Origin of the sequence: Pedomonas sp., from assembly GCF_036515995.1 — a bacterium.
Taxonomy (GTDB): Bacteria; Pseudomonadota; Alphaproteobacteria; order Sphingomonadales; family Sphingomonadaceae; genus Pedomonas.
Genome location: NZ_DATBUP010000019.1, coordinates 1 through 14,185, shown reverse-complemented (window position 1 = coordinate 14,185; position 14,185 = coordinate 1). Strand labels below are relative to the sequence as shown.

Sequence of the window (14,185 nt, the reverse complement as noted above, 5' to 3'; positions counted from 1 at the left end):
CTGCCCATGACGACGCCGCGCCCCGTCACCGTCGCCGAAGGGCAGAAGCTGGCCGGGGCGCTTGCCCGCCTCGGCCTCGCCACCCCGCGCTGACGGCTGCTCATATCCGTCCGCCTTTCACAGCGGCCCGTCGCACAGCTGCCGGTTTCGGTTGTGGAGACGGGCCGCTGCCGTTATACCCCGCGCCATGACCTCGGCGCTCACCCTGTCCGGCCTCTATTATACGCTGTCCTCATAAGGGCGGCGCGCTTGGTCATTTTCTGAACCTGTCCTGCGGCCGCAAGGTCGGCGGCGCACAGTTTCAAGCGAAGAAGTCTCCGGCCTTCGGCCATCCTCACGGAGACTTCCATGACATCCCCCTCCCCTGAATTTGCCCCGCAGTCCGAATTCCTGCGCACGCTTGTTGAGCGCGGCTTCCTGCACCAGTGCACCGATCTGGCCGCGCTCGATGAGCGGCTCCGTGCCGGGCCGGTCGTTGCCTACAACGGCTTTGACCTGACGGCGGACAGCCTCCACGTCGGTCACCTCATTCCCATCATGATGCTGCGCTGGCTCCAGAAGACCGGCCACAAGCCCATCGTGCTCATGGGCGGCGGCACCACCCGCATCGGCGATCCCAGCTTTCGCGACACCACCCGCCCGCTCCTGGATGACGCCCAGATCAACGCCAACCTTGCGGGGCTCGCCCGCGTGTTCGAGCGCTTCCTCACTTTTGGTGACGGCCCGCAGGACGCCGTCATGGTGAACAATGCCGACTGGCTGGACCGGCTCGGCTACATCGATTTCCTGCGGGACTTCGGCCGCCATTTCTCGGTCAACCGCATGCTGTCGTTCGACTCGGTCAGGCTCCGGCTGGAGCGGGAGCAATCCCTCTCCCTTCTCGAATTCAACTACATGGTCATTCAGGCGTACGACTTTCTCGAACTGGCCCGCACCCACGGCTGCGCCCTCCAGCTCGGCGCGTCGGACCAGTGGGGCAACATCATCAACGGCGTCGAGCTCGGCCGCCGGGTCGAAGGGCTGGAGCTGTTCGGGCTGACCGCCCCGCTGCTCACCACCGCGTCCGGCGCGAAAATGGGCAAGACCGCCTCCGGCGCGGTCTGGCTCAATGCGGATCGTCTCAGCCCGTATGATTTCTGGCAGTTCTGGCGCAACACGGAAGACGCGGACGTCGGCCGCTTCCTGCGCCTGTTCACCGAATTGCCGCTCGAGGAAATCGCGCGCCTTGAATCCCTTCCGGGCAGCGAGATCAACGAGGCCAAGAAAATCCTCGCCGATGAAATTACCACCCTCTGCCATGGCGCTGACGCCGCGCGGCACGCCCGCGAGACCGCGTGGGCCACGTTCGAGGAAGGAGCCGCCGCCACCGGCCTGCCCACCTTCGACATCGAGGCGGGCCGACTCCGCGCCGGAGCCTCCCTCGTCGAGCTTCTGGTCATGGCAGAACTCGCCTCCTCGAAAGCCGAGGCCCGCCGACTCATCCGCGGCGGCGGCGCGCGGGTCAACGGCACTGCCATCATGGACGAAGCCGCCACCGTCTCGTCCGATGACATCGTGGACGGGGCCGTCAAACTTTCCGCCGGGCGCAAGAAGCACGCCCTCGTCCGGCCCGTGTAATTCTTCCAAACAAAAAGGGCGCTGTCTTGCGGCAGCGCCCTTTCCAACCGTTGCGGGTTCTCAGCCTTACAGCTGGCCCAGCGCGTACTCGGCGGTCGAAACCTCGAATGCGCCCGGCTGCTCCACGTTCAGGTGGGTGATCACGCCGTCCTTGGCAATCAGCGAGAAGCGCTGGCAGCGGGTGCCGAGGCCGGCCTTGGTGCCGTCCATTTCCAGGCCCAGCTTCTTCGTCAGCTCGGCATTGCCGTCAGACACCAGACGCACCGCCTCGCCCACGCCTGCGTCCTTGCCCCAGGCCTTCATCACGAACGGGTCGTTCACGGCCATGCCGATGATCGCATCCACGCCCTTGGCCTTCAGCGCGTCGGCCTTCTCGATGAAGCCCGGCAGGTGCTTGGCGGAGCAGGTCGGGGTGAACGCGCCCGGCACGTTGAACAACACCACGGTCTTGCCCGCGAACAGCTCGTCGGTGGACACCGTGCCGAGGCCGTTGTCGCCAATCTCGAACAGAGTTGCCGCTGGAATCTTGTCGCCGACCTGAATCGCCATGGATGGAACCCTTTCTCCCGAGGACGCTTGAAGTCCTTGCAATGCGTAGCCCGTGCCGCTTCATTGCGGCTGCACTCGGGTTATAGTCTCAACACATGGCATGTCGAGGACTTGCCAGCGAGGTTCGGTAGGATCATCCTTATGACCATGAGCGACGATCACTACCTTGAAGGCCAGCTTCTGCTCGCCATGCCCGGCATCGGTGATCCCCGGTTCGAACGGGCTGTCATCCTGTTGTGTCAACACTCCGCCGAAGGCGCGATGGGGTTGATCATCAACCGGCCGTTCCAGCGCCTGTCCGTGGCGGAGCTGCTCCAGCAGCTCGAGGTGGAGCCCGGCGAGGAATACGAGCACACGCCGGTGCATGCCGGCGGGCCGGTCGAGCCCTCCCGCGGCTTCGTGGTTCACAGCACCGAGTACGAGCAGCCCTCCACCATCCGGATCACCGACCAGATCTCGCTCACCGCCACGCTCGACATCCTGCGCGACATGGCCTCCCATCGCGGGCCACACCGCTCGCTGGTGGCGCTGGGCTATGCGGGCTGGGCTCCCGGCCAGCTCGACAAGGAGCTGACCCGCCACGGCTGGCTGAGCTGCCCGGCAACCGAGGCCATCGTGTTCGATGCGCCGCTGGACCAGAAGTGGGCCCGCGCCATGAGCTCCATCGGCATCGACGTGCGCATGCTCTCGGGCGAGGCGGGCCACGCCTGACCGCGCGCACACGCGGGGTTGCCTGCCTTCCTGCGCCCGTGTAGGTGCGGGCTATGTCTAAGCTCATCACCAGTCCGTCCAATCCGCTCATCAAGAGCATCAATTCCCTGCACGAGAAGAAGTTCAGGGTGCGCGAAGGCCTGTTCCTGGCCGAGGGCATGCGTGTCGTCACCGAGGCGATCGAGGCGGGCGTCGCCCCTGCCTACCTGATCCACGGCCCCGACATGGAGGACCACCCGGTTCTCCAGCGCCTGATCGAGGCCACCGAGGCAGCGGACGGCGAGGTGATCGAGACCAGCGCGGACGTGCTGCGCAAGCTCTCCCGCAAGGACAACCCGCAAAGCGTGCTCGGCGTCTTCACCGAGATCGGCAAGTCGCTGGCCGATCTTGACCGCAACGCCTCCTACGCGTGGATCGTGTGCGAGAGCCTGAAGGACCCCGGCAACCTCGGCACCATCCTGCGCACGGCGGACGCCGTCGGCGCGGGCGGCGTCATCCTCCTCGACAACAGCTGCGATCCCTACAGCGTCGAGGCCGTGCGCGCCTCCATGGGTGCCCTCTTCACCGTGCCGCTGGTGCAGGCCAAGTGGGAGGAGTTCCAGCCCTGGCTGCGCTCCGGCCCCGGCTTCCTCGTCGGCGCATCCCTCAACACCGAGCACGACTATCAGGCCATCGAATACCCGGCCCCCACCTTCCTGTTCATGGGCAACGAACAGTCCGGCCTGCCCGAGCCCTACGAGCAGGAATGCGACGCGCTGGTGAAGATCCCCATGCGCGGCAAGGCCGACAGCCTCAACGTCGCCATCGCCACCGCCGTCATCGTCTACGAAGTCCTCAACCAGACCCGCCGGAAGTAGGGGCCACCCGCCAAGCCCGCCTACGACCATGCCGAGATTGACGCATTAGCCCGATCCGCGTTACTCATCAGGCAACGCATGGCCTAAGCCCCATGCCCATCATCCGAAGCCCGCAGCAAACCCTTGCAGCGGGCTTTCGTGTTTTCTGGGCAAATCCATGCATTACATCGCCTATTTGGATGAGTTTGGCCACATCGGCCCATACGTTGCGCGAGATCACCCGCGCTTTCAGACCAGCCCCGTTTTTGGTCTGGCCGGCATCCTGATCCCAGCAGATCAGGTGCGGGAGTTCGCCATCTACTTCTACAAGCTGAAGTGCCATCTGCTGGCATGGGAGCTTGAAAACAACAACCCCGACAAGCTGCCGCCATACCGGTGGGAGAATAAAGGTGCGGCTCTCTATACGGTTCGGAACATAGAGAAGTACAGAAGTCTACGCCGTACGACGCAGCGCCTGTTCCGCCACCTCAGCAGCATTGGCGGTTACGTGGTCTGTGTTGGCGTGACAAAGACGACGGCATCGACAGCACCTCCCCCCAGCAGCCTGTTTCGTACCGTCCTGATCGAAGCGATCCGCCTGATCAACCAACACTGCCAACGAGACCATGCAACCTTTGCCGTTCTGTTGGATGAGCAGCAGGCGGGCAACAATTGGCGGGAACACCAGGTTGAGGCCTGCACCACAGCCATGTTTGAAGCTGCCGACAAGTGCCGGGCATTAGTGGAGCCCCCGTTGCAGGCCGAAAGCCACCTGTACCAAACCTTGCAGTACGCTGACTGGATGTGCGGACTTACCGGCCGGATTGCAGCTCATGCCAGTCGTCCGGATGAATATGGCGACTGGACCGGTTTCGCTCGAAACTTCGGCCAGAGCATCAACGATGCGCTGCTCCCCGGCAGCGGCCTCGTTGTTCTGGACTTGCCCGATTCCCAAGCTCTGCCGCAGGCTGCTCATAGCGATTCCGCCTGAGCAGCGCTCGCCCCAGACGACCCCAGACCCGCGGTGAGCAAGGTTCAAGGCTGTGGATTGTTTGCGGAGAAGCGCTTGGCCGACGGCGTCGCCCTTTTGCACTACCACGTTGTTTCGTGCGCCGAATATCTGACCGCCATCGCGCACGTCTGCTGCCTCCATCGAAACAGACAGCACCGGGGTAGACACGGTAAGACCGGCCAGAGCACGTGCGGCCAGCGTCAGCACCATCAGAAAACAGAAAAGCCCCAGCATACTCGCCCCCTTCCTGTTGCACCTGCCGTCAGTCACGTCACGCAAACCGGAACACGAGTACGCGCCTCGGAAACTCCCCAAGGCTCACCCCTCTTGTCACAGGGGTTTCCCAATGTCAATAGGTTTTTTACAATCGCCTGACGAAGCAAGCCTGCGCTCTTACAGAACGATCAGTCACGGCCCGCCAAACGAATGGGGGTGTGGGGGTTATGGACCCCCACGAAACCAAAGCCCGAAGGGCATGATACCAAAGCCCGAAGGGCTGGGGACGGTTAGGAGTTCTCCCCCTCCCAGCGCACGAACAGCGCCGTGGGGATGAGGTTGCCGCGCGTCGACGACTCGCGGATGGCCATTTCGCCGAAGGTGACCTTGCCGCCGAGGTCGCCCAGCGCTTCCTCGACGGCCTGAGCAAACGCCAGCGCCGAGGCGCGGATGGCGTAGACGGTCAGGATCAGGAACCGGGAGTCCTTGTCCAGCACCTGACGGCAGAGCTTGAGCATGTCGGGCAGTTGCTCGAACAGCTTCCACACTTCGCCGTTGGGGCCGCGCCCGTACTTGGGCGGGTCGAGGATCAGGCCCTGGTACGTACGGCCGCGCCGCACTTCCCGGGCGAGGAACTTGCCGGCGTCTTCCACCAGCCAGCGGATCGGCTTGTCCTGCATGCCGGAGAGCTTCTGGTTTTCAACCGCCGCCGTGATCGCCTTCTTGGAGGCATCGACGTGCGTGACTTTCGCGCCCGCGTCGGCGCACACGAGGCTGGCCAGCCCGGTGTAGCCGAACAGGTTCAGCACTTCGGGCTGCTCAGGCGCGCTTTCCACCTTCCGGCGCATGAAGTCCCATTGCGGGGCCATGTCCGGGAAGAAGGCCAGATGGCGGAACGGCGTGCACGCGCCCCAGAAGCGGATGTCCCCGCGCTCCAGCGGCCAGGCGTCCGGCACCTTGCGGGCGAACTGCCACTTGCCGGTATCCTCGGTGTTGCCGGGCACGAACTCCGCATCCGCGTCCCATTCGGGCAGGGCGGGCTGCCACAGCGCCTGCGGCTCCGGGCGGATGAAGCGGTACTTGCCGTAGCGCTCCAGCTTGCGGCCGTTGCCGCTGTCCAGCAGCTCGAAATCCGGCCAGGGCTCGGTGATCAGCAGTTCCAGCGTTGGGTCGCCGCTCATGATACGTGGGCTCATGACAGTCTGGCCTGAAGCGCAGCAAGGCCGGGCACGGCTTCGGACGGGCCGACCGTTGCCAGCGTCAGCGGTCCGGCCTGCACCATGCGCAGGGCGGCCTGGCGCACGTCCTCGGCAGTGGTGGCGTCGATGCGCTCGATGATCTCGTTGGTGGGAATGACCCGGTCGAACAGCAGCAGTTGCCGGCCGATCTGCTCGGACAGGCCGGAGCAGCTCTCCAGGCCCATGAACACGCTGGCCTTCAGCTGGGCCCGGGCGCGGTGAAGCTCTTCCTCGCTCATGCCGTCGAGCGAGCGCAGCAGCGTCTCCAGCGTCAGGTCCACCGCCTCGCCCGCCGAGTCCGGCCCGGTGGCGAGGTAGATGGTGAACAGCCCGGTTTCCGCATAGTTGCTGGCGTAGGAATAGATGGAATAGGCCAGCCCCCGCTCCTCGCGCACCGCCTGGAACAGGCGGGAGGACATGCCCCCGCCCAGCGCCGTGGCGAAGATGAGTTCGGGATAATAGTCCGGGTCCGCGTAGCTGACGCCGGGCAGGCCCAGCGTCACGTGGGTCTGCTCGATCGGCTTGATGCTGCGCACCTCGCCGCCCGTATAGCGCGCCGTGTTGCCCTGGGGGCGGCGACCTGCGGGCAGGCCGCCCAGCCGGTCCTCGGCCAGTTTCACGATGGTGTCGTGATCCACCTTGCCGGCGGCGGCCAGCACCATGGATTCGGCGCGATAGTGCCCGTCCAGCCAGGTGCGGACGTCCTCGGGCTGGAGGGACTGGATGGTCTCCTCCGTGCCGAGGATGGACCGGCCCAGCGGCTGGTCGGCGAACGCGATTTCCTGAAGGTCATCGAAGATGATGTCGTCGGGCGTGTCGCGCGCCTGGCTCAGCTCCTGCAGGATGACCTCGCGTTCCCGGTTCATCTCCTGCTCGTCGAGCGCGGGCTCGGTGATCAGGTCCGAGACCAGATCGATGCCGAGCGGCATGTCCTGCGCCAGAATGCGGGCGTAGAACGTGGTCTGGTCCCGGCTGGTGTAGGCGTTCAGAATGCCGCCGACCGCCTCGATCTCCTCGGCGATCTGCCGGGCCGAGCGCCTGCGCGTGCCCTTGAACACCATATGCTCCAGCATATGGGCAACGCCATGGGCAGGCGCAGGTTCGAACCGGCTTCCCGTATCGACGTACAACCCCACCGCGGCCGTCTCCAGCCCCGGCATATCCAAACTTGCAACACGCAGCCCGTTGGGCAGCGTCGATACGTTGAGTGTCATTCCCTGATCCGTTCGGCCTTAGACCCGCTCGGCGATGAAGGATTCGATCGCCTCGAGGGAATTCGGCAGCACGTCGTAACGCTCTTCACGGTCGAACACGCCCTGAACGCGCGGCGGCAGCGCGGGTCGCTGGCCGGTGGCGCGCTCGACGGCATCCCGGAACTTGGCCGGATGCGCGGTCGAGAGGGTGACAACCGGGGCGCTCCCCTGCGGGGCCTTGGCCCAGGCGGCGGCCACGCCCACCGCGGTGTGCGGGTCGAGAATCAGCCCGCTGTCGGTCGAGACCTGACGCAGCGTGTAGGCCGTCTCGTCCTCGTCGGCACGGAAGGAGGTGAACAGCTTGGCCGCCTCTGCCCGCTGCTCAGCGGTCAGGTTCATGCGGCGGCTCTTCTCGAAGCCTTCCATTGTGGCGCGCAGCGCCGCGCCATCCCGGCCGTGCAGATCGAACAGCAGACGCTCGAAGTTGGAGGACACCTGAATGTCCATGGACGGCGAGGAGGTCGGCTGCACCGAGCCCACCGAATAGTCGCCCTCGCTCAGCGCGCGGTGCAGAATGTCGTTCACGTTGGTGGCGACGATCAGCTGCTCCACCGGCAGGCCCATGCGGCTGGCGATGTAGCCCGCGAACACGTCGCCGAAGTTGCCGGTCGGCACCGAGAACACCAGCTTGCGGTCCGGCGCGCCGAGGCGAACGCCCGCGTAGAAGTAGTACACCACCTGCACCAGCAGGCGGGTCCAGTTGATCGAGTTCACCGCCGACAGCCGGAACTTGTCCCGGAACGGCTGGTCGTTGAACATGGCCTTCACCAGCGCCTGGCAGTCGTCGAACGTGCCCTCGATGGCGATGTTGTGCACGTTGTGCGCCATGACGGTGGTCATCTGGCGGCGCTGCACTTCGGACACGCGGCCCAGCGGATGCAGCATGAAGATGTCGACGTTGTCGCGGCCGGCAAGGGCATGGATCGCGGCCGAGCCGGTATCGCCCGAGGTCGCGCCGACCACGGTCATGTGCTGCTTCTCTTCGGCCAGGAAGCGCTCGAACAGCAGGCCCAGTACCTGAAGGGCGAAGTCCTTGAACGCCAGCGTCGGGCCGTGGAACAGCTCGAGGATCCAGTTGCGCGAATCCAGCTGCTTGAGCGGGGCGATCGCCTTGTGGTCGAACTGCCCGTAGGCTTCCGTCAAAAGGGCGCGCAGGTCGTCCTCACCGATGGAATCGCTGAGATACGGCATCAACACGCGCACGGCGGTTTCCACGTAGGAAAGCCCGGCCATGGCGCGGATGTCATCGGCAGAGAACTGCGGAATCGTCTCGGGAACGTAAAGGCCGCCATCGCGTGCGAGGCCCGCCAGGGTCACTTCCTTGAAGTTCAGGACCGGAGCGTTGCCCCGCGTGCTAATATATTTCACGTTACCGTCACCGAATCAGAAATTAAGAGCGGCGGACTGTATCTCCGCCGGTTTACCGCTGCAACCTGCGCCAGCGGTAAACGTAAACCCCATATATCGCCAGTAGCGTCCCGGCAAAAAGAAACCACTGAATGGCGTAGGATCGGTGGTTATTCGGGATGGCTTCCGGGCGAAGCGGGCTTGGTTGAGTCTGCGGGAACACGCTGCCGCCCGCCGGCACGAGTCGCTCCGCCTGCACGAAAACCGGCGCGATCGGCGCATCTGCCCGGAACGACTCCGGCGAAACACGGGCAGAGCCGCTCAGCTTTTCCATCGCCGTGTGGCCTGCCCACGGCCGCACCACACCCTCGACTGTCGCGCTCAGGCCGTCAACGGCCGGAACCTGCGCCTGAAACGGCACCCAGCCGAGGTCGACGACAACCCGGTCCGCCCGTCCCTCGTCCCGGCACAGGGCATAGACATGCTGTCCTGCCTTGCCGCTCACGCTTGCGCCGGGGGAGAGTACCGCCTCGCCCTCGAACGTGCAGTTCAGCAGCGCGGTGCGAAAGGCGTGGTTCTCGGGATCCGCCATGGCGGCGGGCAGCGGCGCGGGCGCGGCAAGGCTGTTGGCGCGGTAATGCGCCAGCATCTCTTCCTTCTGGTGCATCCGGTCGATCTGCCAGAGGCCGAGACTGACCAGCACCGCCAGCATGGCGGCCACCATGATCGTCGGCACAACAGGAACAAGGCGCCTCATCAACCGTCTCCCAAAAAACAACGCCCCGGACATAGGCCCGGGGCGCGTCTTTTTACCAGCGTGGCGTCCGGTCTTAGTGACCGATCACGGCCGCGCCGAAGTTGCTGCCCCACACGTAGATGGCGAGGAACAGGAACAGCCACACCACGTCAACGAAGTGCCAGTACCAGGCGGCAGCTTCGAAACCGAAGTGGTGGTTCGGCTTGAAGTGACCGGCGTTGGCACGGAACAGGCAGACGATCAGGAAGATGGTGCCGACGAACACGTGGAAGCCGTGGAAACCGGTCGCCATGTAGAAGGTCGCGCCATAGACGTGGCCCGAGAAGGCGAAGGCCGCGTGCATGTACTCGTAAACCTGAACGCCTGAGAAAATCACGCCCAGCACGATGGTGCAGATCAGGCCGTTCTTCAGGCCCTGGCGGTCACCGTGGATCAGGGCATGGTGCGCCCAGGTCAGGGTGGTGCCCGACAGCAGCAGGATCAGGGTGTTCAGCAGCGGGTACAGGAAGGGATCGAGGATCTCGATGTCCTTCGGCGGCCACACGCCGCCCGTTGCGGTGCTGATCGCCTCGTAGCCTTCCGGGAACAGCGAGAAGTTGAAGTAGGCCCAGAACCACGCGACGAAGAACATGACTTCGGAGGCGATGAACAGGATCACGCCATAGCGGTGGTGGAGCTGGACAACCGGGGTGTGGTGGCCGGTTTCGGCCTCCTGAACGACGTCCGTCCACCATGCGTACATGGTGTAGAGGATGCCGGCAATGCCCAGGCCGAACACCCACGGAGCCCACGAAGCATCACGCATCCAGAAAATACCGCCAAGCGCCGCTGCGAACGCAGAGAACGCGGCGATGATCGGCCACGGGCTCGGGTCAATGATATGGTAATCGTGATTTTTTGCAGCCGCCATTACTAACGGTCCTTCTCTCAGATTCGCGTCGCCCCAACGGCCGGTGCGGTTGCCCCAGTCACCTGTTGCCGAGCTACGGCCGGTTTGTCCACTTTGTAAAATGTATAGCTCAGCGTGATCTCGCTGATCTTGTTTGCATGGGGATCGTCGAGAATCGCCGGGTCGATAAAATAGACCACAGGCATGTCGACACTCTGCCCAGGCTCGAGCAACTGCTCGGTAAAGCAGAAGCACTCAATCTTGTTGAAGTAGCTGCCCGCGATGTCGGGGGTCACGTTGAACGTGGCCGTGCCCGTCACCGGCTGGTCGCTGAGGTTGGTGGCCTTGTAGTAGGCCAGCCCCTGCTCGCCGATCTTCAACGTCTGGGTGTTCTGAACCTGGTGGAACTTCCACGGCAGGCCCTGATTGACGTTGGCGTCGAAGCGAACGGTAATCGTCGTGCCTTCAACGGCGCCGGCGGCGGCTTCAGCGCGCTGCGTGGTGCCGGCAAAGCCGGTCACCTGGCAGAACATCTGGTAGAGCGGCACGGCGGCGAACGCCATACCGGTCATGCCCGCCACGATGCCTGCCGCGATGAGCGCAACGCGTCGGTTGCTGCGGTTCAGGTTGGTGTCGTTCTGGGTCATGACGCTCCTCCCATCCGGGCGATCGAGACCAGGTAAACGATCACCACAAACGCGAACAAAGCCAGTGCCAGCGCAATGTTGCGGCCGCGCAGGTTCTTTTTCGGATTCGGCGTATCGCTCACAGGACCCTCCCGAGGAAGTAGTCGGCAACAAGCGCGCCGAACAGAACGAACAGGTACAGGATGGAGTAGGCGAAGAGCTGCCTGCAGGCCTTCATGTCATCGCCGCGCCACACTCGGAATGCGCCTGCAAGGAACAGGGCACCAAGGGCACAGGCGCTGACGCCATAAACGCTGCCGGCAAGGCCCAGCGGCCACGGCGCGATGGAGGCGGCAACCAGCAGCCACGTATACAGCCAGATCTGCAGCCGGGTCACGGATTCGCCCGCAACCACCGGCAGCATCGGGATCCCGGCGCGCTCGTAATCACCCTTCACGAACAGCGAGAGGGCCCAGAAGTGCGGCGGGGTCCACAGGAAAATGATGGCGAACAGCAGAACCGGCATCAGGGTGACGTCGCCCGTCACGGCTGCCCAGCCGATCACCGGCGGGAACGCTCCGGCTCCGCCGCCAATGACGATGTTCTGCGGCGTGCGCCGCTTCAGCCACACCGTATAGATGTGGGTGTAGTAGAAAATGGAGGACAGCAGCAGGCCGGCCGCCACCCAGTTTGTGGCCAGAGCCATCAGGACGACGGATGCCCCTGCAAGCGTCACGGCGAATGCCAGCGCCTCGGGCTTGGCGATCTTTCCGGCCGGGATCGGCCGGTTGGCGGTCCGACGCATGAGAGCATCGGATTCCGCCTCGTACCACATGTTGAACGCACCGGCCGCACCCGCACCCACTGCGATGCAGAGGATGGCGACGGCGGCGAGGATCGGGTTGATCGATCCCGGCGCGATCAGGAGGCCGCAGAACCCGGTAAACACCACCAGGCTCACAACGCGCGGCTTAAGCAACTGGAAATAGTCACGCCACGTCGCCAGCGACCCGCTGGTGGCGAGGCCGAGCCATTCGGCCTCGGCGCTGTGCGCCGAGGCCGTCATGGCAGGAGATGTGACGGAACTGTTCACCGTCTTGGTTTCCTTATCCAAGCCTGCTTACTTGATCTTCGGCAGGGTCTCGAACTGGTGGAACGGCGGCGGCGAGGACAGAGTCCACTCCAGCGTCGTCGCGCCTTCGCCCCACTGGTTGTCACCAACGCGGCGGCCAGCGACCAGCGTGTAGATGACGTTCAGGAAGAAGAAGACCATGCCGATGATCGTGACGCGGTAGCCCCAGCTGGACACCATGTTCCAGTACTCGAAGGCATCCGGATAGTCAGGAATACGGCGCGGCATGCCCTGCAGACCCAGGAAGTGCTGCGGGAAGAAGATCATGTTCACGCCGATGAACATCAGCCAGAAGTGCAGGTGGCCGAGGATGTTGCTGTAGGCGCGGCCAGACATCTTGCCGATCCAGTAGTACCAGCCCGCGAAGATCGCGAACACGGCACCCAGCGACAGCACGTAGTGGAAGTGCGCAACCACGTAGTAGGTGTCGTGCATGGCCAGGTCGATACCGGCGTTGGAGAGCACGACGCCGGTCACGCCGCCAACGGTGAACAGGAAGATGAACGCGATCGCCCAGAGCATCGGAAGCTCGAAGGTGATCGAGCCGCCCCACATGGTGGCGATCCACGAGAAGATCTTCACGCCCGTCGGGACCGCGATGATCATGGTTGCAGCGGTGAAGTAGGCCTTGGTGTCGACGTCCAGGCCGGCGGTGTACATGTGGTGAGCCCACACGACGAAGCCGACGACGCCGATGGCGACCATTGCGTAGGCCATGCCCAGGTAACCGAACACCGGCTTGCGCGAGAAGGTCGACACGATGTGGCTGATGATGCCGAAGGCCGGCAGAATCATGATGTACACTTCGGGGTGACCGAAGAACCAGAACAGGTGCTGGTACAGAACCGGGTCGCCGCCACCAGCCGGATCGAAGAAGGTGGTGCCGAAGTTGCGGTCGGTCAGCAGCATGGTGATGGCGCCAGCCAGAACCGGCAGCGAGATCAGCAGCAGGAAGGCCGTGACCAGCATCGACCAGGCGAACAGCGGCATCTTGTGCAGCGTCATGCCCGGAGCGCGCATGTTGAACACGGTGGTGATGAAGTTGATCGCGCCGAGAATCGACGAAGCGCCGGACAGGTGGAGGGCAAGGATGATGAAGTCCGTTGCCGGGCCTGCGTGGCCTGCGGTCGAGAGCGGCGGATAAGCGGTCCAGCCGCCACCGAAACCGGTCTGGCCAGCCGGGCCTTCAACGAACATCGACATGATCGCGAGGATCAGCGACGGCGGCAGCAGCCAGAACGAGATGTTGTTGAGGCGCGGGAACGCCATGTCCGGAGCGCCGATCATGATCGGCAGGAAGTAGTTGCCGAAACCGCCGATGAGGCCAGGCATAACCATGAAGAACACCATGATCACGCCGTGGGCGGAGATCATCATGTTCCACATGTGGTAGGCGCGGTCGATGTCGCCGTCGGTCAGGCCGGTCAGGACCTGCATGCCCGGCTGCATCAGCTCTTCACGCATGAAGCCCGACAGACCGCCGCCAACGATACCGGCAACGATCGCGAAAATAAGATAGAGAATGCCGATGTCCTTGTGGTTGGTGGACATCACCCAGCGACGCCAACCCCTCGGGTGGTCGTGCGCGTGCTCGTCGTGAGCGTGTGCTGTGGCGCTTGCCATCATGTACTCCGTATCTCGAACTTACTGCCGCACGGTCACGTCGGCTGAAGCAAACTGCGTCGGGGCAGAAGCGGACGCGAACTTGGTCTTGGCTTCTTCAAGCCACGCGGCGAACTGATCCTCAGTCACGACTTCCACCATGATCGGCATGAAGGCGTGGCGGATGCCGCACAGTTCGGAGCACTGGCCGTAGTAGATGCCCGGCTTGTCAGCCTTGAACCAGGTCTCGTTGATACGGCCCGGAACGGCGTCCATCTTCAAGAAGAACGACGGAATGGCCCACGAGTGGATCACATCGGAGGCAGTGATGAGCAGCTTCACGGTCTTGCCGACCGTAACGACCACGCGGTTGTCGGTGGCCAGCAGGCGCGGCAGGTTG

General features: G+C 64.1%; 14 protein-coding genes and 1 pseudogene. 4 read left to right on the top strand and 11 right to left on the bottom strand.

Going from position 1 to position 14,185, the window contains the following annotated elements; all coding sequences use genetic code 11:
* The first annotated feature begins 348 nt into the window (after positions 1–348).
* Positions 349–1,617, top strand: a complete 1,269-nt coding sequence (tyrS, locus tag VIG90_RS01870; protein ID WP_331591725.1) for a tyrosine--tRNA ligase — start codon at positions 349–351, stop codon at positions 1,615–1,617.
* Positions 1,618–1,683: 66 nt separating this feature from the next.
* On the opposite strand, the gene VIG90_RS01865 is transcribed toward tyrS, so the two are convergent.
* Complete coding sequence (locus VIG90_RS01865; RefSeq protein ID WP_331591724.1) at positions 1,684–2,166, bottom strand: peroxiredoxin; 483 nt, start codon at positions 2,164–2,166, stop codon at positions 1,684–1,686.
* A gap of 141 nt (positions 2,167–2,307) precedes the next feature.
* Between VIG90_RS01865 and VIG90_RS01860 the strand changes: the two genes are divergently transcribed.
* The 3 genes from VIG90_RS01860 (at position 2,308) to VIG90_RS01850 (ending at position 4,704) form a co-directional block, all read left to right on the top strand.
* Positions 2,308–2,877: a YqgE/AlgH family protein gene (locus VIG90_RS01860; RefSeq protein ID WP_331591723.1), complete on the top strand. Its 570-nt coding sequence runs from the start codon at positions 2,308–2,310 to the stop codon at positions 2,875–2,877.
* A 53-nt stretch (positions 2,878–2,930) separates the two neighbouring features.
* Positions 2,931–3,734 (top strand): RNA methyltransferase, encoded by an 804-nt coding sequence (locus VIG90_RS01855; RefSeq protein ID WP_331591722.1) that lies wholly within the window; start codon positions 2,931–2,933, stop codon positions 3,732–3,734.
* Between the two features lie 157 nt (positions 3,735–3,891).
* A complete protein-coding gene (locus VIG90_RS01850) occupies positions 3,892–4,704 on the top strand; it encodes a DUF3800 domain-containing protein (protein WP_331591720.1) in 813 nt (270 codons plus the stop codon).
* Positions 4,705–5,231: 527 nt separating this feature from the next.
* Here the strand turns inward: VIG90_RS01850 and VIG90_RS01845 are convergent.
* From VIG90_RS01845 to VIG90_RS01800, 10 genes and pseudogenes are all read right to left on the bottom strand, one after another.
* Positions 5,232–6,122 (bottom strand): class I SAM-dependent methyltransferase, encoded by an 891-nt coding sequence (locus VIG90_RS01845; RefSeq protein ID WP_331591719.1) that lies wholly within the window; start codon positions 6,120–6,122, stop codon positions 5,232–5,234.
* Positions 6,123–6,133: 11 nt separating this feature from the next.
* The gene (locus VIG90_RS01840) at positions 6,134–7,393 is read right to left on the bottom strand and encodes a pitrilysin family protein (RefSeq protein ID WP_331591718.1); all 1,260 of its coding nucleotides are present in this window, start codon (positions 7,391–7,393) and stop codon (positions 6,134–6,136) included.
* Between the two features lie 18 nt (positions 7,394–7,411).
* Entirely contained in the window at positions 7,412–8,800 is a 1,389-nt protein-coding gene (thrC, locus tag VIG90_RS01835) for a threonine synthase (RefSeq protein WP_331591717.1), read from the bottom strand.
* A gap of 52 nt (positions 8,801–8,852) precedes the next feature.
* Positions 8,853–9,536: an SURF1 family protein gene (locus VIG90_RS01830; protein WP_331591716.1), complete on the bottom strand. Its 684-nt coding sequence runs from the start codon at positions 9,534–9,536 to the stop codon at positions 8,853–8,855.
* A gap of 73 nt (positions 9,537–9,609) precedes the next feature.
* Positions 9,610–10,446 carry a cytochrome c oxidase subunit 3 gene (locus VIG90_RS01825; protein WP_331591715.1) on the bottom strand — a complete coding sequence of 279 codons (837 nt, stop codon included), beginning with the start codon at positions 10,444–10,446 and terminating at the stop codon, positions 9,610–9,612.
* Positions 10,447–10,463: 17 nt separating this feature from the next.
* Positions 10,464–11,072 carry a cytochrome c oxidase assembly protein gene (locus VIG90_RS01820; protein WP_331591714.1) on the bottom strand — a complete coding sequence of 203 codons (609 nt, stop codon included), beginning with the start codon at positions 11,070–11,072 and terminating at the stop codon, positions 10,464–10,466.
* Positions 11,069–11,194 carry a hypothetical protein gene (locus VIG90_RS01815; protein WP_331591713.1) on the bottom strand — a complete coding sequence of 42 codons (126 nt, stop codon included), beginning with the start codon at positions 11,192–11,194 and terminating at the stop codon, positions 11,069–11,071. The genes VIG90_RS01820 and VIG90_RS01815 overlap by 4 nt, the downstream gene beginning before the upstream one ends.
* On the bottom strand, positions 11,191–12,144 hold the full coding sequence (locus VIG90_RS01810; RefSeq protein WP_331591712.1) for a heme o synthase: 954 nt from the start codon (positions 12,142–12,144) through the stop codon (positions 11,191–11,193). Before VIG90_RS01810 ends, VIG90_RS01815 begins: the two co-directional genes overlap by 4 nt.
* Before the next feature lie 27 nt (positions 12,145–12,171).
* Positions 12,172–13,806, bottom strand: a complete 1,635-nt coding sequence (gene ctaD / locus VIG90_RS01805; protein WP_331591711.1) for a cytochrome c oxidase subunit I — start codon at positions 13,804–13,806, stop codon at positions 12,172–12,174.
* Between the two features lie 21 nt (positions 13,807–13,827).
* Positions 13,828–14,185 (bottom strand): annotated as a pseudogene (locus VIG90_RS01800) (cytochrome c oxidase subunit II); the annotation flags it as partial.